Source organism: Terracoccus sp. 273MFTsu3.1, assembly GCF_000383675.1.
GTDB lineage: Bacteria > Actinomycetota > Actinomycetes > Actinomycetales > Dermatophilaceae > Terrabacter.
Genome location: NZ_KB911821.1, coordinates 418,467 through 439,970, shown reverse-complemented (window position 1 = coordinate 439,970; position 21,504 = coordinate 418,467). Strand labels below are relative to the sequence as shown.

Here is a 21,504-nt window from a genome sequence, read left to right as displayed (position 1 = left end):
ACACAGCTCAAGGACAAGGAGAAACGTGAGCACGCCCACCCAGCAGGCCCCGCGCCACCGGGTCGTGGTCATCGGATCGGGTTTCGGCGGTCTGTTCAGCACGCAGAAGCTGAAGCGCGCCGACGTCGACGTGACCCTCATCGCCCGCACGACGCACCACCTCTTCCAGCCGTTGCTCTACCAGGTGGCCACCGGGATCCTCTCCGAGGGCGAGATCGCGCCCTCGACGCGCGAGGTGCTGCACCGTCAGGACAACGCGAAGGTGCTGCTCGGTGAGGTCGAGACGATCGACCTCGAGGCGCGCACCGTGACCCACACCGCGGTCGGCCGGGAGACGGTCACCCCGTACGACTCGCTCATCGTCGCCGCGGGCGCCGGCCAGTCGTGGTTCGGCAACGACCAGTTCGCCCGGCACGCCCCCGGCATGAAGTCCATCGACGACGCCCTCGAGCTGCGCGGCCGCATCTTCGGCTCGTTCGAGCTGGCCGAGCTCGCCACGACGCAGGCCGAGGTCGACCGCCTCATGACGTTCGTCGTCGTCGGTGCGGGTCCGACCGGTGTCGAGATGGCGGGGCAGATCTCCGAGCTCGCGCGACGCACGCTCAAGCGCGACTTCCGTCGGATCGACCCGACGAAGGCCCGGGTCGTCCTGCTCGACGCAGCGCCCGCGGTGCTCGGCTCCTTCGGCGAGAAGCTCGGCGACCGCGCCGTCAAGCGCCTGTCCGAGATGGGCGTCGAGGTGCGCCTCGGCGCCAAGGTCGTCGACGTCGACGCGACGGGGATCGAGGTCGAGCACGGCGACGGCAGCCGCGAGCGCATCGAGTCGGTGTGCAAGGTGTGGGCCGCAGGCGTCAGCGCGTCGCCGCTCGGTCGCCAGCTCGCCGACCAGTCCGGTGCCCACCTCGACCGGGCCGGCCGCGTCGAGGTCCGCGGCGACCTCACGCTCCCGGGCCACCCCGAGGTCTTCGTCGTCGGCGACATGATGGCGCTCGACGGGCTGCCGGGCGTCGCCCAGGTCGCCATCCAGGGCGGTCGCTACGCCGCGGAGCAGATCGAGCGACGCCTCGACGGCAAGGAGCCCAATGGACCGTTCGAGTACTTCGACAAGGGCTCGATGGCCACGATCTCGCGCTTCTCGGCCGTCGCGTCGGTCGGCAAGGCGCAGTTCAGCGGGTTCTTCGCGTGGATCCTGTGGCTGGCGGTGCACCTCGTCTACATCATCGGCTTCAAGCACCGCATCACGACGCTGCTGCACTGGGCCGTCACCTTCATCGGACGCGGCCGGTCCGAGCGTGTCGTCACCGAGCAGCAGGTGTTCGCCCGGCAGGCCATCGCCGACCTGGGCGAGGAGTTCAGTCCCGAGCTGCCGCGCGTCGCGACGGACCGCGCGCACGACGAGTCCTGACCGGCCCGCCTGCGACCCGGACCCACGACCGGGCCGGCTCCTCGAGGGGAGCCGGCCCGGCAGCATACGTGGTCGGCGTCGTGCCCGCGGTCGCGCGCGGTGGAGACGTCAGGACACGTCAGGGGACGAGACGCTCCACCGCGGCGCCGAGGCGGGGGAGCGCGGCGACGACATGGCCCTTGGCCTTGCCGCGCAGCGAGCCGTAGACCTTGGCGGCCGAGCCGTGCGAGGTTGCGGCGGCCTTCGCGTCGGTCACCGCGAGGAGGGCGTCCGCCGCGGCGTCGGGCTGGGCCGCGAGGTGCGCCCCGAACGACGTGTCACCCTTGGTGGCCCAGAAGGGGTCGAGGGCGCTCGCGAACTGGGGCAGCAGACGGTCGGTGGCGCTCGTGACGAAGTTGCCACCGAGCTTCTTGGCGGCGGCGTAGCCGGCCTTGACGGCGGCTCCGCCCAGCCCGGACTTGTCGGCCACCTCGGCGTCGATGACGTCGGTCAGGGTCTCGACGGCCACCGGGCGGCGGGTCGGCTCGAGAAGGGCGTCGGACACGGCAGTGCTCATGGATGGGACTCCTGTGGAGGATGGGGAATCGGCGCGAGCGGCCTGCGCCACCTCGCGTACGGAGCATCCTCGCAGAGGCACTAAACTGCAGAGCACACCCCCACGATCCGGAGGAAACGTGAGTTCGCTCAAGGTTGAGATGGTTGCCGCCGACCGGAAGGTCTGGGAGGGCGAGGCCAAGTTCGTACGCGCCCGGTCCATCTCGGGCGAGCTGGGCATCCTGCCCGGCCACACCCCGTTGCTCGGTGTCCTCGTCGAGGGCGAGGTCTCCATCGAGTCCCTCGAGGGCGAGCGTCGCACGGTGACGGTCGACGGCGGGTTCCTCTCGGTCGACTCCGACGTCGTGACCATCGTCGCCGAGCACGTCGACGCCTCGTCGCTGCAGACGAGCTGAGGTCGCGCGTGCCGTCCGTTCTCGTCTCTACCGAGATCGTGATCGGCACGCTCCTGGTGGTCGCGGTGGTCGTCCTCGCGACGACCTACCTGCGCCGGCGCTACATCGCCAAGGGCCTGCCCCTGACCCTCTGCGGCATGCGCCGCACGGAGTCCGACCGCTGGCGCCTGGGTCTCATCAGGTTCGGTGACAACGCCCTCGAGTGGTATGCCCTCGGGGGCGTCTCCGTGCGCCCCAAGCACCGCTGGCTGCGCCAGCGCCTGCTGCTCGACGCCCCGGAGCCGCTGAGCGGCAGCGACTCGATCCCGCTGCTGCCCGACGCGAGCCGGGTGCCGTGCAGCGACGGCGACCGGGACTTCGAGCTGGCCCTGCAGGGTCCCGCCTACACCGCGCTGCGCTCGTGGCAGGAAGCCGCACCCCCCGGCTACAACGTCAACGTCGCCTGACGCCGGACCGACCCGGACGAGGGCCGCTGCTCGGGCGCTCCTCGCCGCCGTTTGGCCGCTCGGTCGTCAGGCGCGAGATCGTGCGCCCGCTGCGACCCAGCGATACCAGCTGCACGATCTCACGCACGACCAGGCGCAGGACCGTCGTGCTCCCTCTGCATCGGCACCGTTCGGCCGGTCGACCACGGGTCGTGCGGGGTCGCCACCACGTTCGCTCGCACGCCGGACGCCCGCGCCTCGAGGTAGGCCGCCTCGATCCGATCAAGGACCCACCGTGGTCGCGCAGCGATCGAGTGCGGCGTCACGCCGACGACCACGACCCGAGCCGTCTGCAGATCCGTGTCGTGCTCGACCGTCGACTCCCACGCCAGGCTGTCGGCGTGCCACTGGCGGCTGTGCACCATGACGGCGAGGGCCACGTCGTCGATCCACGCATCGGGTGTCGTGAGGCGGCGCCCCCTCTGGTCGCGCACCTCGGGGTTGGCCCACACCGGAGGCAGGACCGTGGACGAGGAGAGCAGGCGCAGCAGGTCGGCCTCGGGCACGGACCACGCACCGGACGCTGCGAGCTCCAGACCCTCGTGCAGGCGTCGGGAGCCCACCTGCCCACGAGCGAGCGTCCAGTGCGCGAGGTCGCTCAGCCGTGCCTTGCGCGACTGGGCCGCGGCGACGAGCACGCCTCGGGCCTGCTCGGTCGACGGTGCGGCAGCCGCGGCGTCGACGGCCGCACGCGCGGGACACGAGAGACGGAGCGGGCCACGTCGGTGAACGGGCTCGTCGAGAAGGGTCGTGTTGCGGACGAGGACCCAGGCGTGAGCGCGGGAGCGCTGTGGCGCCGGGACGAGGACGTGGATCGGGTTGCTCACGCAGAGCCCGGCGATGCCGTGCACCGCTGCGGCGGTCGGGCCCGCGAGCCAGCTCCTCGGTCCAGCGAAGAGCAGGGCGGCCACCAGCCGCTGCTGGTCTGAGGGAACCCCGTTGGACAGCAGGACGACGCCCCGCAGGAGCAGTCGCCACTCGCGCCCGAGCCGCGTGCGCAGCTGAGCGGGCGTCAGGCCGCCCTCGAGCAGCTGTCGGCGAGTCAGGACACCGTGCTGGTGCAGCGCGAGCTCGTGCAGCGCGGTGGGGAGTCTGGGGTCCACCCGAGCAGCGTGCGCTCCGCCGCTGCGTCAGTCGCGCCTCGGCAGGACGGTGTGGACGGTGCGCGTCCGGCGTCGGGGGGTGTGGACGACGTCATGGTCGGGCGCGAGGTCGCGCACCTGCTGCGTCCAGACGACACCGGTCGCACGATCTCGCGCGCGACGAGGTGCCGAGCAGGAGGCACCCGCGGCCGTATGCCGTGGGGCGGGTCAGTGCTTCTTCGTGCGCTCGGGCTTCTCGACGCGGCCGCCACCGGGCTGCCACAGCACGTCGCCGCCGATCGGCTTGTTGGCGATCCGGGCGAGGATGAAGAGCAGGTCCGAGAGGCGGTTGAGGTACTTCGCCGTCAGGACGTTGACGCCGCCGACGCCCCTCGCGTCGGTGCCCTCGGGGGCCGGTTCGGTGCCGTGCTGGTCGGCGGCCGCCCACGCGGAACGCTCGGCGCGACGCACGATGGTCGTCGCGAGGTGCAGGTGCGCCGACCCGGCCGTGCCTCCGGGGAGGATGAACGACCGGAGCTTCTCGACCTGCTCGAGGTAGTGGTCGCAGTCCGCCTCGAGGTCGTCGATCCACGGCTGCTCGACGCGCAGGGGCGGGTAGTCGTAGGAGTGCCGCAGGGGCGTCGACAGGTCGGCGCCGACGTCGAAGAGCTCGTTCTGCACGCGCTGGAGGGTGGTCCTGACCTCGTCGGGCAGGTCGCCGCACGCGACGGCGATGCCGATGGCCGCGTTGGCCTCGTTGGAGTCGGCGTAGGCGTGCAGCCGGGCGTCGTTCTTGCTGACCCGCGAGAAGTCGCCGAGGCTCGTCGTCCCGTCGTCGCCGGTGCGCGTGTAGATCCGCGTCAGGTTGACCATGGGGCCACTCTCTCACCCGTCGTGGAGGCGCCGTCCGTCGGTCGGTGCCCCGATAGGGTTCGGTGGGTGAGAGAGCGATTCCGTGTCGTCGGTGGTGCCCACCTCGTGGGCGAGGTCGCCGTCGTCGGCGCCAAGAACAGCGCCCTGAAGCTGATGGCCGTGGCCCTGCTGGCCGTGGGCCGCACGACGCTGACGAACGTGCCGGCGATCGCCGACGTGACGATCATGGCCGAGCTGCTGCGCCGGCTCGGGGTGGGTGTCGACTACGACGCGGCCGCGGGCGTCGTCGTCCTCGACGTGCCCGAGCGCATCGGTCACCGGGCCGACTACGAGCTCGTCCGGGCGCTGCGCGCCTCCATCTCGGTGCTGGGCCCGCTCGTGGCCCGCGTCGGCGAGGCCGACGTCGCCGTCCCGGGTGGGGACGCGATCGGCTCGCGCGGCCTCGACCTGCACGCGGCCGGTCTCGAGGCCCTCGGCGCCGAGGTGCACGTGACGCACGGCTACCTCGTCGCCACGGCGCCCAACGGCCTGCGCGGCGCCGACATCCGGCTCGACTTCCCGAGCGTCGGGGCCACCGAGAACATCCTCACGGCGGCGGTCCTGGCCCGCGGCACGACGACGATCGACAACGTCGCCAAGGAGCCGGAGATCATCGACATCGCCGAGATGCTCGTGTCGATGGGCGCCCGCCTCGAGGGCGCCGGCACGTCGCGCATCACCGTCCACGGCGTCGAGGCCCTCGCCCCGACCGAGCACGCCGTCGTCTCCGACCGGATCGCGGCCGGCACGTGGGCCTTCGCCGCTGCCACCACACGGGGCGACATCGAGGTCGTCGGTGGGGTCGCCGAGCACCTCAGGGCGCCGCTGGGCGCGCTCGAGGAGGCGGGGTGCCACGTCGAGGTCACGCCGCGCGGGTTCAGGGTGTCGGCGGTCGACCGGCGTCCGCGCGCCTTCGACGTCGCGACGCTGCCCTACCCGGGCTTCCCGACCGACCTGCAGCCCTTCGCGCTGTCGTACAACGCCGTGGCAGACGGCTCCGCCATGGTCACGGAGAACCTCTTCGAGGCCCGCTTCCGCACGGTCCAGGAGCTCGCCCGTCTCGGCGCCGACGCGCAGATCGACGGGCACCACGTCATGACGCACGGCGTCCCGATGCTGTCCGGCGCCCCCGTCGAGAGCAGCGACATCCGCTCGGGCGCCGCCCTCGTCATCGCCGGCCTCGTGGCCGAGGGGGACACCCTCGTCAGCGGTGTCCACCACATCGACCGGGGCTACCCGCGGTTCGAGCAGGCGCTCCGCGCACTCGGCGCCGACGTGTCGCGCGAGCCCGACGACGAGCCTCCGTTCGAGTAGTCGAAGCCCCGAGACCCGCCGCGCCGGTTCCGCGGCTGCGGGGCGGATCGTCCCTTTTGTCAGGAGCGTTCAGTACCGGCACGGAGGCCGACGGAGTTCTTCGCTCGATGTTCGTATTTTCTTGACCACTTCTTGACTCCTAGGGGCAACGTTTTGGCTGGCTGAGGCGTCATCATGGTGACGGCACAGCGTTGAGAGGGGTCTACATGACGCTGAACACCCACCGCAGGGGTCCGGTCAGAGTGCTCGACGCACCCGACGGCCACGATGTCATCATCGAGGGGCGTCTCGACGTCCACACGGTGCCCGACATCCGCGACGCGATCCACGCGGTCATCAACCAGGGTCCGGGCGAGCTGCGCCTGCATCTCGGCGACGCCGAGATCGGCGACGCGACGGGCCTCGGCGTCATCGTCCACCTCCACCGGCGGGCCACCCGTGCCGAGCGCCGGCTGCTGCTCGTCGACGCGAGCGATCGCACGACGCGTCTGCTGCGCGGCTGCCGCCTCGAGCGCATCCTCGCCCCGCGCCACCCGGCTCCGGCGAGCCTGACTGTGGCGCCTCTCACCGCCTGAGCGCCTCCCCACGGCTGCACCCCGCCGCTACCGTCGAGCCATGTCTTCGACGGAGAGCACGCCGCGTCCGGCCGCCCGGGTGACGCCCGACCGGCCGTGGGTCATGCGCACGTATGCCGGCCACTCGAGTGCCGCTGCGAGCAACGCGCTCTACCGCCGCAACCTCTCCAAGGGGCAGACGGGTCTCTCCGTCGCCTTCGACCTGCCGACCCAGACGGGCTACGACCCGGACCACGTCCTCGCGCGCGGCGAGGTGGGCAAGGTCGGGGTCCCGATCAGCCACATCGGCGACATGTCAGCCCTCTTCGACGCCATCCCGCTGCGCGAGATGAACACCTCGATGACGATCAACGCGACGGCGATGTGGATGCTCGCGCTCTACCAGGTCGCCGCCGAGCGCCAGGCCGAGGCTGCGGGCGAGGACCCCGCCGCCTGGGTGCACGACCTCGCCGGCACGACCCAGAACGACATCATCAAGGAGTACCTCTCGCGGGGGACCTACGTCTTCCCGCCCGCCCCGTCGCTCCGCCTCATCACCGACATGGTCACCTACACGGTGCGCGAGATCCCGAAGTGGAACCCCATCAACATCTGCAGCTACCACCTGCAGGAGGCGGGGGCGACCCCCGTGCAGGAGATCGCCTACGCCATGTCGACGGCGGTCGCCGTGCTCGACGCCGTGCGCGACTCGGGGCAGGTGCCGCCCGAGGAGCTCGCCAGCGTCGTCGCCCGGATCTCCTTCTTCGTCAACGCCGGCGTGCGGTTCGTCGAGGAGATGTGCAAGATGCGCGCCTTCGTGCAGCTGTGGGACGAGCTGACCCGGGAGCGCTACGGCGTGACCGACGCGAAGGCCCGCCGCTTCCGCTACGGCGTCCAGGTCAACAGCCTGGGCCTCACCGAGGCCCAGCCCGAGAACAACGTCCAGCGCATCGTCCTCGAGATGCTCGCCGTGACGCTCTCCAAGGACGCCAGGGCCCGCGCCATCCAGCTGCCGGCGTGGAACGAGGCGCTCGGCCTGCCGCGCCCGTGGGACCAGCAGTGGAGCCTGCGCATGCAGCAGGTGCTCGCCTACGAGTCCGACCTGCTCGAGCACGACGACCTCTTCACCGGGTCGGTCGTCGTCGAGGCCAAGGTCGCCGAGCTCGTGGCCGGGGCGAAGGCGGAGATGGCCCGGGTCGAGGAGATGGGCGGCGCCGTCGCCGCCGTCGAGTCCGGCTACATGAAGTCCGCGCTCGTCGCCTCCCACGCCGAGCGTCGCCGCCGCATCGAGACGGGCGAGGCCGTCATCGTCGGCCTCAACCGATTCGAGACCACCGAGCCCAACCCGCTCACGGCCGACCTCGACACCGCGATCCAGACCGTCGACGCCGACGTCGAGCGCCACGCCTCCGAGGCCGTGCGCGCGTGGCGCGAGGCGCGTGACGCCGACCCCGAGCGCCGGGCGCGTGCGGCGGCGGCTCTCGAGCGTCTGCGCGCCGACGCGGCGACCGACGTCAACCTCATGGCGGCCTCGCTCGAGTGCGCCCGTGCCGAGGTGACGACGGGGGAGTGGGCCGCCGCCCTGCGCGAGCAGTTCGGCGAGTACCGCGCCCCCACGGGGGTCTCCGGCTCGGTGGGCGTCGGCTCGAGCGAGCCCGGCGACGCCCTGTCCCAGGTCCGTCGGCTCGTCGCGCGCACCGGCGAGGAGCTCGGCGAGAAGCTGCGCATCCTCGTCGGCAAGCCCGGCCTCGACGGCCACAGCAACGGCGCCGAGCAGGTGGCCGTGCGCGCCCGCGACGCCGGCTTCGAGGTGGTCTACCAGGGCATCCGGCTGACGCCCGAGCAGATCGTCGCGGCCGCCGTCGCCGAGGACGTCCACCTCGTCGGGCTCTCGATCCTCAGCGGCTCGCACATGGAGCTCGTGCCCGAGGTCCTCCGGGGCCTGCGCGAGGCCGGTGCCGGGGACGTGCCGGTCATCGTGGGAGGCATCATCCCCGAGTCCGATGCCGCAGCGCTGCGGACCGCCGGCGTCGCCATGGTCTTCACGCCGAAGGACTTCGGCCTCAACGACATCATGGGCGAGATGGTGGGTGTGATCCGCGCCGCACGGGGTCTTGCGCCCCTCGAGTCCGCGCCCGTCTGAGCAGGCGTAGCGTCGCAGGTATGAGCGACCTGCAGTGCGCCGCGCGCGTCATCGTCGTCAACCCTCCGGGGCTGTCCGACGTCGCGTGGCTGGCGTCCGCGATCCATCTCGAGAAGGTCCAGGCGGTGTATGCCGCCGACGACGTCCCCGACACCGGCCCGGTCGAGTCGCTGGCCGACGACCTCGGCGTCCCCTCACACCTCGGGCACGGCGACCTCCACGACGGGTCGTCCGGCCTCGAGGAGCTCGTCGACCGGCACCGCGGCGAGACCGTCGTCGTCGTGCGCGGAGGGGACGCGCCCGACCCGGTCCTGCTGCTCGTCGACGCCGACGGCGTCACGGCCCAGCCGATCGAGGGCCTGTCCTGATGGCGTCGGCGACCGCCGGGGCCGTGGTCGCCGAGCTCGGGGCCGAGGCCTCGCCGGAGGCGCTCGCTTCCGTGCGCAAGCGACTCGCCCCCGACGAGGAGGCTCTCGGCGTGCGGATGGGAACGCTCTTCGCCATCGCCAAGAGACACACCGCGCTCCCGCTCAGCGAGGTGCAGCAGCTGCTCGCCCACCCGGCCTACGAGCCCCGGCTCGCTGCCCTATGCATCCTCGACTTCAAGGCGCGGCGCAAGCGGATCGACGGTCACGGGCGCGGCACCCTCGCCCGGACCTACCTCGGCCACCACGACCGGATCACGACGTGGGACATGGTCGACCGGGCTGCGCCGCGCGTCATCGGCCTGTGGCTCGTCGGCCGTGACAAGCAGATCCTGCGCGACCTCGCGCTCTCGCCCGAGCCACTGCGCCGGCGCACCGCCATGACGGCGCCGCTCGGCTTCCTCGACACCGACGACGTGGAGGTGGGCTGGGAGCTCGCAGCCCAGCTCGCGACCGACCGGGATCCGTTGGTGCACAAGCCCGTCGGGATCTTCGCCAAGCACGCCGGCGAGCGTGACCGAGACCGGTTGGTGGCCTTCCTGGAGGAGCACGTCGAGGGGATGGCGCGCCCCGCCGTCCGGCTCGCCGTCGCGAAGCTTCCGCCGGAGCTGCGCTCACGCTGGGTGTGACCACCATCGCGCCGCCGCGCGCTCCCGCACCCGGGCGGCCGCACGGCATACGCCCTCGGGTGGTCAGAAGAGGCGGGACTCCGCGTCGTCGATGCCCTTGAGGGCGTCGTAGTCGAGCACGACGCACCGGATGCCGCGGTCCTCGGCGAGCGTGCGTGCCTGCGGCTTGATCTGCTGGGCGGCGAAGACCCCGGTGACGGGCGCGAGGTGCGGGTCGCGGTTCATCAGCTCGAGGTAGCGGGTCAGCTGCTCGACGCCGTCGATCTCTCCGCGGCGCTTGATCTCCACGGCGACGCTCGTGCCGGCCGAGTCCTTCGCGAGGATGTCGACCGGACCGATGGCCGTCATGTACTCACGGCGCACGAGCGACCAGCCGTGGCCGAGGGTGTGGATGTGCTCGGCGAGCAGCTTCTGCAGGTGCGCCTCGACGCCGTCCTTGACGAGGCCCGGGTCGACGCCGAGCTCGTGGTCCGAGTCGTGGAGGACCTCGTGCAGCAGGACGGTGAGGCGGTCCTCGCTCTTGGCGTGCTGGACCCGCCACACCGCGACGACACCCTCGGCGGCCTGGACCTCGTCGGGCTCGACCTCGGCCATCGTGCAGGGCGGCGACATCCAGTTGAGCGGCTTGTAGGAGCCGCCGTCGCTGTGGACGAGCACCGAGCCGTCCGCCTTGACGACGAGCAGACGGGTCGCGAGCGGGAGGTGGGCGGTGAGGCGACCGTCGTAGTCGACGCTGCACCGGGCTATGACGAGACGCACCGGTCCACCCTAGAGGAGGGTGCGTGGGCAGCGTCACGCCCCGGGCGGGTGTGGGTGGCGCACACCCTCTGCGAGACTCCACCCATGGCTCGTGAGTTCACCAAGGTTGGCGTCATCGGACTCGGCACCATGGGTGCCGGCATCGTCGAGGTCTTCGCGCGCAACGGCATCGACGTCGTCGCGGTGGAGGTTACCGACGAGGCGGTCGAGAAGGGCAAGGGCGTCCTGCAGCACTCGACCGACCGGGCCGTGTCGCGCGGCAAGCTCGCGGCCGAGGACCAGGCCGCGCTGCACGCCCGGGTCCTCTTCACGAGCGACATGGCCGACCTCAAGGAGTGCCAGCTCGTCGTCGAGGCCGTGCCCGAGCACCTCGACCTCAAGAAGGACATCTTCGCCAAGCTCGACGCGATCGTCTCCGACGACGCGATCCTCGCGACGAACACGAGCTCGCTGCCCGTCACCGAGATCGCCGTCGCGACGATCAACCCCAAGCGCGTCGTCGGCATGCACTTCTTCAACCCGGCCCCGGTGCTCCAGTTCGTCGAGGTCATCAAGACCGTCATCACGAGCGACGAGATCTTCGAGGACGTCAAGGCGCTCGCCGAGCGCCTCGGCAAGAAGCCGGTCATCGTCGGCGACAAGGCCGGCTTCATCGCCAACGCGCTGCTCTTCGGCTACCTCAACCACGCCGTCGCGATGTACGAGAGCAAGTACGCCACCCGCGAGGACATCGACGCCGCGATGAAGCTCGGCTGCGGCTACCCCATGGGCCCGCTGGCCCTCATGGACCTCATCGGCCTCGACACCGCATACGAGATCCTCGACACGATGTACAAGCAGGGCCGTGACCGCCTGCACGCGCCGAGCCCGATCATCAAGCAGATGGTCAGCGCGGGGCTCAAGGGCCGCAAGAGCGGTCGTGGCTTCTACACGTATGCCGCACCGGGCAGCTCGGCGGTCGTCGACGACGCGCTGACGCCGGCCGCGGTCGCGGACTCGACGGCGGGCACGCGCCCGATCCGGACGGTCGGCGTCGTCGGCTCCGGCACGATGGCCACGGGGATGGTCGAGGTCTTCGCCAAGGCCGGCCTCGACGTGACGTTCGTGGCCCGCAGCGACGCCAAGGTGGAGGCTGTCCGCGCCGCGCTCGCCAAGAGCCTCGAGAAGGCCGTCCAGCGCGGCAAGGCCACCGAGGAGGAGCGCGACGAGGCCCTCGCCCACGTGCGCGGCACGACCCGCCTCGAGGACCTCGCCCAGGTCGACCTCGTCGTCGAGGCCGTCGTCGAGGACCTCACCGTCAAGCGCGCGCTCTTCGAGAACCTCGACGAGATCTGCCGTCCGGGAGCCATCCTCGCGACGACGACGAGCTCCCTGCCCGTCGTCGAGTGCGCGGCCGCCACGAAGCGTCCCCAGGACGTCGTCGGCATGCACTTCTTCAACCCGGCCCAGGTGATGAAGCTCGTCGAGGTCGTGCACACCGTCTCGACCGCCGACGACGTCATCGCGACCGTGCAGGCCCTCTGCGCGACGGTCGGCAAGCACGCCGTGACGTGCGGGGACCGCGCCGGCTTCATCGTCAACGCCCTGCTCTTCCCCTACCTCAACGACGCCGTGAAGATGCTCGAGGCCAACTACTCGACGGCCGACGACATCGACACGGCCATGAAGACGGGCTGCGGCCTGCCGATGGGACCCTTCGAGCTGCTCGACGTCGTCGGTCTCGACGTGTCGCTCGCCATCGAGCGCGAGCTCTACCTCGAGTTCCGTGAGCGCGGCTACGCGCCGGCGCCGCTGCTCGAGCACCTCGTCACGGCCGGCTACCTCGGCCGCAAGACGGGGCGTGGCTTCCGCACCTACGCCTGACACCTACGCTGGAGCCATGCCCTCGCGTCGTCGTCCCAGCAAGCACGCGCGCGAGCACGTGCCGCTCGACGTGACGCGGATCCAGGGCGGCTCCACCCGTGAGGAGTCGTATGCCGGCACGCGCTGGACCGTGCGCTCGGTGAGCGGCGCGTCCGCCACGCGTGACTACCTGTGCCCGGGCTGCCAGCAGGACATCCCCCCGGGCGTCCCGCACGTCGTCGTGTGGCCGGCCGAGGGCGTGGGCGGGCTCGGGGACCGGCGGCACTGGCACACGGGCTGCTGGCAGAAGCGCGACGCCCGTCCGAGCGGCAACTCCTACCGCTGACCCACGTCACGCGTCGAGGACGGGCGCGAGCTCGCGGGCCACGAGGCGCAGGGGAGCGGTGTCACGCTGCGCCCGGGCCAGCACGATGGCTCCTTCGAGGGCGCACAGCATGAGGGTCGAGAGGGCCTGGGCCCGTCGCGGGCCACGGCCCATCGCGACGAGGGCCTCGGTGATGGGGCGTTGCCAGGTCTGCAGGGCCGCGCTCGCCGCCTGTCGCACGGCGTCGTTGGTGTCCGCGCAGTCGACGACCGCGGCGGCGACCGGGCAGCCTCGTTCGAAGTCACGTGACGCGAGGTCGGTCGCCCAGTCGTCGGTGATCGCGTCGAAGAGGCGGGACGCGCTCGGCCGCCTCATCCGGGCCAGGTGCTCGTCGACACGTTCGGCGGCCCAGGTTCCGGCCCACTCGAGAGCCTCACCGACGAGCTGGTCCTTGCCACCCGGGAAGTAGTGCTGGAGGGAGCCGCGCGGTGCAGCCGCGGCGGACACGACCTCTCGCAGCCCCGTGCCCGCGACTCCGGTTCGCCGCAGGTGCTGGGCGGCCTCGTAGACGATGCGCTCGCGGGGGCCGTGCGTGCTGGCTGACATGGCGCCTTCCCGGTGCTCGACGAGAGCCTCGACTATGACACCTGTCATGACCGAACCGCTACTATGACGGGTGTCATAAACGCGAGTGGACTCGGAGGATGCCATGGAGATGCGAGTCGGGTTCATCGGTCTCGGCATCATGGGCCGACCCATGGCCGGCAACCTACGGCGCGCGGGTGTCCCTCTCTCCGTGTGGAACCGGTCGCCCCGAGCTGCGGCTGACCTGGCGACGCTCGGCGCCGTCGAGCGTCCCACGCCGTCAGCGGTCTTCGAGGCGAGTGACGTCGTGATGCTCATGCTCGCCCACGAGGCAGCGGTCGACGAGGTGCTGCAGCGGGGGAGCGAGGCGTTCGCACGGATGGTGTCGGGGCGCACGCTCGTGCACCTCGGCACGACCTCGCCGGGATTCTCGGCCGCGCTCGGTCGGGACGTCGAGGCGGCCGGAGGCGACTATGTCGAGGCGCCCGTCTCGGGGTCGCGCATCCCGGCAGAGCGGGCGGAGCTCGTGGCTCTCGCCGGCGGGCGACCGGAGGTCGTCGACCGGGTGGAACCGTTGCTCGCGCCCATGTGCCGCGAGGTCGTCCGGTGCGGCGACGTGCCAGCGGGGACGGGGACCAAGCTCGCCGTCAACCTCTACCTGTGCACGATGGTCGCCGGGCTCGCGGAGGCCGTCCACCTCGCGGATCGCCTCGACCTCGACCTCGAGGTCCTCCGGCGTGCCCTCGACTCCGGTCCGATGGCGAGCGCGGTGTCTGCCGTCAAGCTCGCCAAGCTCGTGGCCCGTGACTTCGAGGCCCAGGCGGCGGTGCGTGACGTCCACACCAACACCCGGCTCATCGCCGAGGCGGCCCGGGCCGTCGGGGCGCACAGCCCGGTGCTCGAGGCGACCCGGGAGCTCTTCCGCGAGACCGAGGCCGCCGGGCTGGGGGCGCTCGACATGGCGGCCGTCGTGACGGCGTTGGAGCGGCGGGACGCTGGCCGCACGGGGTAGGGAGGTTCCCATCGGGTCCCCGGCTCACGGCATACGCCCTCGCGGAGCGAGCCCGGCTAGTGCCGGCGCTGGCGAGGGACGAGCACCTCCTCGTAGAGCAGCAGCGCTCCGGCGGCGAACGGGATCGCGAGGAGCGCGCCGAGGATGCCGAGCAGCGCTCCACCGGCGAGCGCGGCGACGACCGTCACGGCGCCCGGGACCGCCACGGTGCGCTGCATGATGCGCGGCATGACGGCGTAGTTCTCGATCTGCTGGTAGACGATGAAGTAGATGATGACGATGAGCGCCTTCTTGGGCTCGTCGAAGAAGGCGACGATGGCGACGACGGTCGCCCCGAGCGTCGCGCCGATCATCGGGATGAGCCCGAGGAAGCCGACGAGCACGGCCAGCACGGCGGCGAACTGGAGCCCGATGAGGCTCATCATGATCCAGGCGAAGAACGCGTTGATCGCGGCGACGGCGACCTGACCGATGGCATACGACCCGACCCGGCGCATCACCTCCTCGGCGAGCGAGACGGTGCGCGGGCGCCGGCTGGCCGGGACGAGGGCGTAGGCCGCCTGCTTCACCGCCGGGAGGGAGGCGAGGAAGTAGAGGGTGAGGACGAGGACGGTCAACACGCTGAAGACGCCGGTCGCGATGACCTTGCCCGCGTCGAGGACACCACCGAAGACCACGGCCCACAGGTTGCCGTCGGCGACGCGCTTGTTGACCTCCTCCTGGATGCGCTGGACGAGCTGGTAGCGGTGGTCGACGTCCTGCACCCACGGGTTCGCGAGGAGGTTGTCGAAGAGCCGGGGGGCGTTCGTGGCGAGCTCGCTGGCCTGGTCTGCCACCGGCGGGATCACGACCCAGCCGACGAGCGCGAAGACGGCGAGCACGCCGAGGAAGACGATGGTGACGGCCCACCCCCGGCGCAGGTTGCGCCGGGCCAGCGCCTCGACGAGCGGGTTGAGCGCGAGCGTCAGGAAGAACGAGATGACGAGCAGCGTGATGACGGTGCCGAGCCGGCCGACCGCCTGCACGACGCCATACGCCGTGAGCACGCCCACGGCACCGACGAAGCCGATGTAGAAGGGCGACTGCCGGTTGAACGGGGTGCCGCTCTGACCGAAGTCGCGCCGGCCGCCCTTGCCCCGCTTGCCGCTGCCGGTCCCCGACGGGCCGTGGTCGGCAGCGCCGGGCCCGTGGGACCCGGCCGTGGGGCCGGAGGCGTCGGTCGGGGCACCGGAGGGCGGGCTGCCGGCGGTGCCGTCCGACGACCCGACCCCGAGCGGGAGCGTGGTCGTGAGGAGGTCAGGCTCGGGTGGCGCGTCAGGTGACGCCGGGGGCTCGCCGTACGCGGCTCGCGACGCACGTTCGTCGAAGCCCAGGTCGCGGGCCCGGAACTCGTCCATCCGGGCGCGCTGGGCGCGGCGGTACCGCGTCCAGCGTCCCCAGATGCTCACGTCCGCGAGCCTACGTCAGGCGCCCTCCGGGGCGCCGGTTGCCCGTGGTGTGTCAGCCCGGGCCCCGTCGCGGAGCGGGGCTGGGGTGTCGGGCCCTCGGTGCGGAGCGGGACTGGGGTCCCGGGCCGCGGTGCGGGACCGCGGTGCCGGGCCGCGGCCCGCGCGGGACGGCATACGGGTACGGGACAGGTGAACGAGAACACGACGGCACCCGCCGCGGCGGGGTCGCTCACACACCCGACCAGCCCGAGGAGCACCATGCCCAGCGTGACCCGCAGCTTCACCGTCCACCCCGCGCCCGCAGTCGTCATCGACTACCTCAAGGACTTCGCGAACGCCGAGGAGTGGGATCCCGGCACCGAGTCGTGCACGCGGGTGGGCGACGGCCCGGTCGCGGTCGGCGCGCGGTGGCACAACGTCTCGAAGATCGCCGGCGTGACGACCGAGCTCGACTACGAGCTGACCGAGCTCAGCGACTCGCGGATCGTCCTCGTCGGCCGCAACGACAGCGCGACGTCGACCGACACGATCACCGTCCTGCCCGCCGGTGAGGGCAGCGAGATCACCTACCACGCGGACCTCGACATGCACGGGCTCGCCAACCTCGCCGCGCCTGCGATGAAGGTCGTCTTCGAGAAGCTCGCGAACGACACCGAGGAGCAGCTGACCCGGGTGCTCGAGTCCCGCTGACGCGACCGACGAGGGCCGGCCCACCCTCACGGTGGGCCGGCCCTCGTGCGAAGGTTGCCGGACGGCTACTGGTCGGCGAAGCGGTTGATCGCCGACTCGAAGCCGGCGCGCTTCTCGGGGTCGGTGACGCCGAGGCCCGGCTCGGGGGAGAGCGTCAGCACGCCGACCTTGCCCTGGTGGGCGTTCCGGTGGACGTCGAGTGCCGCCTGGCCCACCTCGTCGAGCGTGTACGTCTTGCTCAGCGTCGGGTGGATGAGTCCTCGGTTGACGAGCTCGTTGGCCTCCCACGCCTCGCGGTAGTTGGCGAAGTGCGAGCTGACGATGCGCTTGAGGTTCATCCAGAGGTAGCGGTTGTCGTACTCGTGCATGTAGCCCGACGTCGACGCGCAGGTGACGATGGTGCCGCCCTTGCGCGCCACGTAGACGCTCGCGCCGAACGTCTCGCGGCCCGGGTGCTCGAAGACGATGTCGACGTCGTAGCCGCCGGTCAGCTCGCGGATCTTCTTGCCGAGCCGCTGCCACTCGCGCGGGTTCTGCTCGGTGCCCTCGTCGTTCCAGAAGCGGTAGTCCTCGGCGTTGCGGTCGATGATGAGCTCGGCGCCCATGGCGCGGCAGATCTCGGCCTTCTCGGGCGAGGAGACCACACAGATCGGGGTCGCGCCGCCGGCGAGGGCCATCTGCGTGGCGTAGGAGCCGAGGCCGCCCGACGCGCCCCAGATGAGCACGCGGTCGCCGAGCTTCATGGCGGCGCCGTTCTTGGAGACGAGCTGGCGGTAGGCGGTGCTGTTGACGAGCCCCGGGGAGGCGGCCTCCTCCCACGTCAGGTGGCCGGGCTTGGGCATCAGCTGGTTGGCCTTGACGATCGCGAGCTCGGCGAGTCCGCCGAAGTTCGTCTCGAAGCCCCAGATGCGCTGCTGCGGGTCGAGCATCGTGTCGTTGTGGCCCTCGGCGTCCTCGAGCTCGACCGAGAGGCAGTGCGCGACGACCTCGGTGCCGGGCTTCCACTTCGTCACGCCCGGTCCGGTGCGCAGGATGACACCGGACAGGTCGGACCCGACGACGTGGTACGGCAGGTCGTGGCGCTTGGAGAACTCCGACATGCGGCCGTAGCGCTCGAGGAAGCCGAAGGTCGAGACGGGCTCGAAGATCGAGGTCCACACGGTGTTGTAGTTGATCGCGCTGGCCATGACGGCGACGAGCGCCTCACCCGGTGCGAGCTCTGGCACGGGTACCTCGTCGATGTGCAGCGACTTGCGCGGGTCCTTGTCGCGCGTGGCGAGTCCCTCGAACATGCCGACCTCGTCCTTGTGGACGGTCGCCCCGCGGTACGTGGCGGGGATCTCGATGTTCGCGTAGGTCTCCTGGGTGCGGTCGCCGGAGAGGATGGCGTCGCGGATGGCCTGCATTGAAGGTCCTTACGTCGCAGCGTCATTGGTGGGTCGAGACAGAGTCGATCCAGTGCGGTGTGTCCCCGAACGTAGCGAGACGTGACCCGCGGGTAGCCGCTTCTGAGACGGCCACCACAGGTGACCTGGGTCACGACCCCGTCTCTCGTGCTTCGGGCGCGTCGACGGACCGCAACGAGGTCGTATGCCGTGTCGTCGCCGAGCGTGGGTGACGGCGCCACGGGCGCGTGGTGGCGGTCCGTCGCTCTGGGGCGGGGGCCCGCGGGATACGGTCGGCGCGTGCGACGGATGACAGCGGGTCTCGGCTGCTGGCTCGTCCAGCCGGTCTACCTGCTCGTCGAGCTCCTCGTCGCGGCCGCCGCCTCGGCGGCCTACAGCCTGCGCGACGACACGATCAGCGCGCTCGGGATGCTGACGTGTGCACCCGGCCACGCGGGGGCGACGGTCGACGTCTGCTCCTCGGGCCATGTCGCGCTCGACGTCGCGTTCGTCGTCTTCGGCCTCCTGCGGGCAGCGGGCGCCGTGCTGCTGCGACCGCGTCTCGGCACCGACGGATGGGTGCTCGCCGCCGTCTGCCTGTGGGTCGTGTCCGCGCTCTTCGCCGCCGCCGTCGGCCTCGTGCCCGTCGACCAGCACCCTGGGTGGCACGCGGTCGTGGCGCTTCCGGTCTTCCTCCTCCAGCCGCTCGCCGTCCTCACCACGGCAGAGGCGCTGCGGAGGTCACGCGTCGTCTCACGGGGCGTCGCCGTGTCGGGCCTCGTGCTCGGCGGTCTCATGGTGGCCGCGGCCGCCGCGTTCGGGCTGCGTCTCGGGGACCCGACGTGGGTCGGTGCCCTCGAGCGCCTCGCGCTGTGGCCGACCTATCCGTGGCTGGCCGTGGTCGCCTGGGCGCTGCTCGTCGCCAGGAGGTCCGAGACGGTCGCGAAGGTGTAGCCGTCCCCGCGGAGCCTGCGGATGATCGCGACGAGCCGGTCGATGGTGATGAGCCGGTCGTCCGAGCCCGTGTCGTGGGCGAGGATGATCGAGCCGGGACGCACCTGCGACGCGATGTCGTCGACGATGCCGTCCGGATGGCTTGCCACGAGGTCCTCGCGTGCCTGGGCAGACCACAGGACCGTCGTGAGGTCCGACTCGGCGGCCGAGAGGAGTGACGCCCCGCCGACGTGTCCGTAGGGCGGCCGGAAGAGGGTCGGTGCCACGCCGTACGTCTCCGCCATGAGCCGGGTCGTCCTCATGATCTCGTCCCTGCACCGGGACCAGTCGAGTCGACCGAGGTCGGGGTGCTCGAAGGTGTGGTTCGCGAGCTCGTGCCGACCGATGCTGTCGCGGTGCAGGGCGCCGTGGTCGCGCACGTTGCGCCCGAGGCAGAAGAACGTGGCAGGCACGTCCTCCGCCCCGAGCGCGGCCAGCACCCGTGGGGTCCAGTCCGGGTGCGGACCGTCGTCGAAGGTCAGCGCGACGCGGCGCTCAGGGCCCGCGCCTGCCCAGACGACCGACGTGGCTGCCGCAGAGGGGGTGGACCGGTCGGGACGGACGGCGCTGACCGGGCTGCCGTAGAAGGGCAGCGGGGTGTTCTCGTCGAGCCGCTCCACGAGTCGCACCGCTCCGACGGCCCCGGCCGCTCCGACGGCTGCGCCGGCCGCCGCGGTCAGGGCCTGACGGCGTGTGACCTCCATGTCAGCCGATGCTACGGGCAGCCCGCCACGATCCTCGGGCGAGTCGGCACCACGCGTGCCACACTGGCGGCCGGTCGGCGGGGAGGTCGACCGCGGGTGGAGGGAGGTGGACGTGCGGCGTGCCGTGGTGGGCGCACTGGCTGCGGTCGTGGTGGCCGGTGCCGGACTCGTCCCGCTCCTCGTCGCGGACGATCCGCTCCCGGTCCTGCGCAACGACGCGGGCTGGCGCGCGACCTCCGTCCTGGCATCGTCCTCGCTCGGCGACCGGCTCGTGGAGCCGCTCGCCGAAGCCCTCTGGCTCGTCGACGGCACGGTCCCGGCCGCCGGGGCGCGCAGACAGGTCGCGGCCCAGGCCCTGCAGGACCTGCACGCGCTGACCCGGCCGAACGGGGCCGTCGCTGCCGGCCCCGACGCCCCGTGGGCGTACGCGTGGCCGCGGGACTCCGCCTTCGTCGCCGTGGCCTACGCCGAGACCGGGCACGTGGCCGATGCCGAGCGCGTCCTGGGCTTCCTCGCACGCGTCCAGCGGCCCGAGGGCGGCTTCGAGGCGCGCTACCGGCTCGACGGGACCGGTCCGCCGGACGACCGTCCTCGACAGAGCGACGGCGCGGGATGGGTGCTCTGGTCCCTCGAGCAGGTCAGGACGGCCAGCCCCGGTCGGGTCCTGCCGGTTGGGCTGCGCGGGCTGCGCGACCGGGCCTTCCGTTTCGTCCTGGCGCAGACGGCGACGGGCACGCGGCTGCCCGAGGTGTCGCCCGACTACTGGGAGGTGCCGGAGCGGCGAGTCACCCTCGGGACGGCGGCCCCGCTCGCTGCCGGCCTCGAGGCGGCTGCCGGGACCCTCGCGGCCGAGGGCGACGCCGGCCGGGAGCAGCTGGCCAGGCGGGCGGCTCGGGGGCTGCGGTCCCTGATCCGGGCGGAGTTCGGCCCGGGCTACGAGCGCCACGGGCGGTCCGGAGGGCTCGACGCGGGCGTCACCATGCTCATGCCACCTTTCGCCGCCGCGGGCGACGTGGGCGACGTGGCCGCGGAGCGTGCCTGGGAGCACTACCCCGTGCTCGCCCTGCGCGCCGCGGGCGGCCTCGCCCCGGGTGTCGACTGGAAGGGCGACGGCGTCTCGTGGACGCCCGAGACCGCGATGGTCGCCTACACCGCCGCGGCCTCCGGCCACGCCCTCGTCGCCGAGCGCTGGCTGACGTGGCTCGACGCGCACTGCACGTCGTGGGGGAGCCTGCCGGAGAAGGTCCTGCCGGACGGGAGCCCTGCCGGACCGGCACCCCTCGCCTGGACGGCCGCGCTCGTCGTCCTCACCGAGGCCGAGCTGGCGACGCAGCGTTCGGGTGTGGCCGGGGCCTCAGTGCCCGGCGTGGCCTGACGGCTCGACGAGCTCGACGAGGACGCCGCCGGCGTCCTTGGGGTGGATGAAGTTGACGCGGCTGTCGCTCGTGCCGCGCTTCGGGGTGTCGTAGAGCAGCCGGAGCCCGCGCTCGCGGAGGGTCGCGCACACGGCGTCGATGTCGGTGACCCGGTAGGCGAGCTGCTGGATGCCCGGCCCGCTGCGGTCGAGGAACTTCGCGATCGTCGACTCGGGGGAGAGGGGCGCGAGCAGCTGGATGCACGAGCCCGAGTCGCCGACGCCCATCATCGCCTCACGGACTCCCTGCTCCGTGTTCGTCTCCTCGTGGAGCATCCGCATCCCGTACGTCCCCTCGTAGAACGCGATGGCCGCGTCGAGGTCGGGGACAGCGATGCCGACGTGGTCGATGTGGGTGAAGAGGGGGTCGGGAGTCGCGCTCATGGTCCCAACGTAGGGCGGCGTGACGGCATACGGCTGCCGTATGCCGTGTGCGCTTGGTCATGCT

Annotated in this window: 23 protein-coding genes; 14 read left to right on the top strand and 9 right to left on the bottom strand. The window is 72.0% G+C overall.

Translation table 11 applies throughout. The features are described from left to right. Window positions 1–25: 25 nt before the first annotated feature. Window positions 26–1,405, top strand: coding sequence for an NAD(P)/FAD-dependent oxidoreductase (locus H283_RS24385; RefSeq protein ID WP_020142938.1), 1,380 nt, complete (start codon window positions 26–28; stop codon window positions 1,403–1,405). A gap of 118 nt (window positions 1,406–1,523) precedes the next feature. Here H283_RS24385 and H283_RS0107680 read toward each other — a convergent pair whose 3' ends face one another. After that, window positions 1,524–1,961, bottom strand: a complete 438-nt coding sequence (locus H283_RS0107680; protein WP_156023043.1) for a hypothetical protein — start codon at window positions 1,959–1,961, stop codon at window positions 1,524–1,526. Between the two features lie 118 nt (window positions 1,962–2,079). On the opposite strand from H283_RS0107680, the gene H283_RS0107675 reads away from it, so the two are divergent. Together H283_RS0107675 and H283_RS0107670 are read left to right on the top strand one after the other, a co-directional pair. Continuing rightward, window positions 2,080–2,355 carry a F0F1 ATP synthase subunit epsilon gene (locus tag H283_RS0107675; protein ID WP_028785412.1) on the top strand — a complete coding sequence of 92 codons (276 nt, stop codon included), beginning with the start codon at window positions 2,080–2,082 and terminating at the stop codon, window positions 2,353–2,355. Between the two features lie 38 nt (window positions 2,356–2,393). After that, window positions 2,394–2,801: a DUF2550 domain-containing protein gene (locus tag H283_RS0107670; RefSeq protein ID WP_231372244.1), complete on the top strand. Its 408-nt coding sequence runs from the start codon at window positions 2,394–2,396 to the stop codon at window positions 2,799–2,801. 119 nt (window positions 2,802–2,920) lie between these two features. On the opposite strand, the gene H283_RS0107665 is transcribed toward H283_RS0107670, so the two are convergent. Further along, entirely contained in the window at window positions 2,921–3,943 is a 1,023-nt protein-coding gene (locus H283_RS0107665) for a hypothetical protein (RefSeq protein ID WP_020142934.1), read from the bottom strand. A gap of 207 nt (window positions 3,944–4,150) precedes the next feature. Further along, the gene (locus tag H283_RS0107655) at window positions 4,151–4,795 is read right to left on the bottom strand and encodes a cob(I)yrinic acid a,c-diamide adenosyltransferase (RefSeq protein WP_020142932.1); all 645 of its coding nucleotides are present in this window, start codon (window positions 4,793–4,795) and stop codon (window positions 4,151–4,153) included. 66 nt (window positions 4,796–4,861) lie between these two features. On the opposite strand from H283_RS0107655, the gene murA reads away from it, so the two are divergent. From murA to H283_RS0107630, 5 genes are all read left to right on the top strand, one after another. Beyond that, window positions 4,862–6,148, top strand: coding sequence for a UDP-N-acetylglucosamine 1-carboxyvinyltransferase (gene murA / locus H283_RS0107650; RefSeq protein ID WP_028785411.1), 1,287 nt, complete (start codon window positions 4,862–4,864; stop codon window positions 6,146–6,148). A 206-nt stretch (window positions 6,149–6,354) separates the two neighbouring features. Then, window positions 6,355–6,723: an STAS domain-containing protein gene (locus tag H283_RS24380; RefSeq protein ID WP_051103560.1), complete on the top strand. Its 369-nt coding sequence runs from the start codon at window positions 6,355–6,357 to the stop codon at window positions 6,721–6,723. Window positions 6,724–6,826: 103 nt separating this feature from the next. Next, window positions 6,827–8,845, top strand: a complete 2,019-nt coding sequence (locus tag H283_RS0107640; RefSeq protein ID WP_043648832.1) for a protein meaA — start codon at window positions 6,827–6,829, stop codon at window positions 8,843–8,845. Between the two features lie 20 nt (window positions 8,846–8,865). Further along, the gene (locus tag H283_RS0107635) at window positions 8,866–9,213 is read left to right on the top strand and encodes a hypothetical protein (protein ID WP_020142928.1); all 348 of its coding nucleotides are present in this window, start codon (window positions 8,866–8,868) and stop codon (window positions 9,211–9,213) included. After that, entirely contained in the window at window positions 9,213–9,899 is a 687-nt protein-coding gene (locus tag H283_RS0107630; RefSeq protein WP_020142927.1) for a DNA alkylation repair protein, read from the top strand. Before H283_RS0107635 ends, H283_RS0107630 begins: the two co-directional genes overlap by 1 nt. Window positions 9,900–9,962: 63 nt before the next feature. Here the strand turns inward: H283_RS0107630 and nucS are convergent, their stop codons facing one another. Further along, complete coding sequence (gene nucS, locus H283_RS0107625) at window positions 9,963–10,658, bottom strand: endonuclease NucS (RefSeq protein WP_020142926.1); 696 nt, start codon at window positions 10,656–10,658, stop codon at window positions 9,963–9,965. A gap of 84 nt (window positions 10,659–10,742) precedes the next feature. Here nucS and H283_RS0107620 point away from each other — a divergent pair, with 84 nt between their 5' ends. Both H283_RS0107620 and H283_RS0107615 read left to right on the top strand, forming a co-directional pair. Continuing rightward, entirely contained in the window at window positions 10,743–12,521 is a 1,779-nt protein-coding gene (locus H283_RS0107620; protein ID WP_028785410.1) for a 3-hydroxyacyl-CoA dehydrogenase family protein, read from the top strand. A gap of 16 nt (window positions 12,522–12,537) precedes the next feature. Next, window positions 12,538–12,846 carry a hypothetical protein gene (locus H283_RS0107615; protein WP_020142924.1) on the top strand — a complete coding sequence of 103 codons (309 nt, stop codon included), beginning with the start codon at window positions 12,538–12,540 and terminating at the stop codon, window positions 12,844–12,846. 6 nt (window positions 12,847–12,852) lie between these two features. Here the strand turns inward: H283_RS0107615 and H283_RS0107610 are convergent, their stop codons facing one another. Further along, window positions 12,853–13,431, bottom strand: coding sequence for a TetR/AcrR family transcriptional regulator (locus H283_RS0107610; RefSeq protein WP_020142923.1), 579 nt, complete (start codon window positions 13,429–13,431; stop codon window positions 12,853–12,855). Window positions 13,432–13,534: 103 nt separating this feature from the next. Here H283_RS0107610 and H283_RS0107605 point away from each other — a divergent pair, with 103 nt between their 5' ends. Further along, the gene (locus H283_RS0107605) at window positions 13,535–14,422 is read left to right on the top strand and encodes an NAD(P)-dependent oxidoreductase (protein ID WP_020142922.1); all 888 of its coding nucleotides are present in this window, start codon (window positions 13,535–13,537) and stop codon (window positions 14,420–14,422) included. Window positions 14,423–14,478: 56 nt separating this feature from the next. Here H283_RS0107605 and H283_RS24375 read toward each other — a convergent pair whose 3' ends face one another. Continuing rightward, window positions 14,479–15,870 carry an AI-2E family transporter gene (locus tag H283_RS24375; protein ID WP_028785408.1) on the bottom strand — a complete coding sequence of 464 codons (1,392 nt, stop codon included), beginning with the start codon at window positions 15,868–15,870 and terminating at the stop codon, window positions 14,479–14,481. A 258-nt stretch (window positions 15,871–16,128) separates the two neighbouring features. Between H283_RS24375 and H283_RS0107595 the strand changes: the two genes are divergently transcribed. Then, entirely contained in the window at window positions 16,129–16,560 is a 432-nt protein-coding gene (locus tag H283_RS0107595) for an SRPBCC family protein (protein ID WP_020142920.1), read from the top strand. Window positions 16,561–16,625: 65 nt separating this feature from the next. Here H283_RS0107595 and ccrA read toward each other — a convergent pair whose 3' ends face one another. Then, window positions 16,626–17,966: a crotonyl-CoA carboxylase/reductase gene (ccrA, locus tag H283_RS0107590; RefSeq protein ID WP_020142919.1), complete on the bottom strand. Its 1,341-nt coding sequence runs from the start codon at window positions 17,964–17,966 to the stop codon at window positions 16,626–16,628. 288 nt (window positions 17,967–18,254) lie between these two features. Here ccrA and H283_RS0107585 point away from each other — a divergent pair, with 288 nt between their 5' ends. Further along, a complete protein-coding gene (locus tag H283_RS0107585; protein WP_231372257.1) occupies window positions 18,255–18,899 on the top strand; it encodes a DUF998 domain-containing protein in 645 nt (214 codons plus the stop codon). Here H283_RS0107585 and H283_RS0107580 read toward each other — a convergent pair. Next, a complete protein-coding gene (locus tag H283_RS0107580; protein ID WP_020142917.1) occupies window positions 18,827–19,642 on the bottom strand; it encodes a polysaccharide deacetylase family protein in 816 nt (271 codons plus the stop codon). The two genes, H283_RS0107585 and H283_RS0107580, sit on opposite strands and share 73 nt — an antisense overlap. Before the next feature lie 112 nt (window positions 19,643–19,754). On the opposite strand from H283_RS0107580, the gene H283_RS0107575 reads away from it, so the two are divergent. Beyond that, window positions 19,755–21,017, top strand: coding sequence for a glycoside hydrolase family 15 (locus tag H283_RS0107575; RefSeq protein ID WP_156023041.1), 1,263 nt, complete (start codon window positions 19,755–19,757; stop codon window positions 21,015–21,017). On the opposite strand, the gene mce is transcribed toward H283_RS0107575, so the two are convergent. Then, window positions 20,997–21,440, bottom strand: a complete 444-nt coding sequence (gene mce, locus H283_RS0107570; RefSeq protein ID WP_020142915.1) for a methylmalonyl-CoA epimerase — start codon at window positions 21,438–21,440, stop codon at window positions 20,997–20,999. The two genes, H283_RS0107575 and mce, sit on opposite strands and share 21 nt — an antisense overlap. Between the last annotated feature and the right edge of the window lie 64 nt (window positions 21,441–21,504).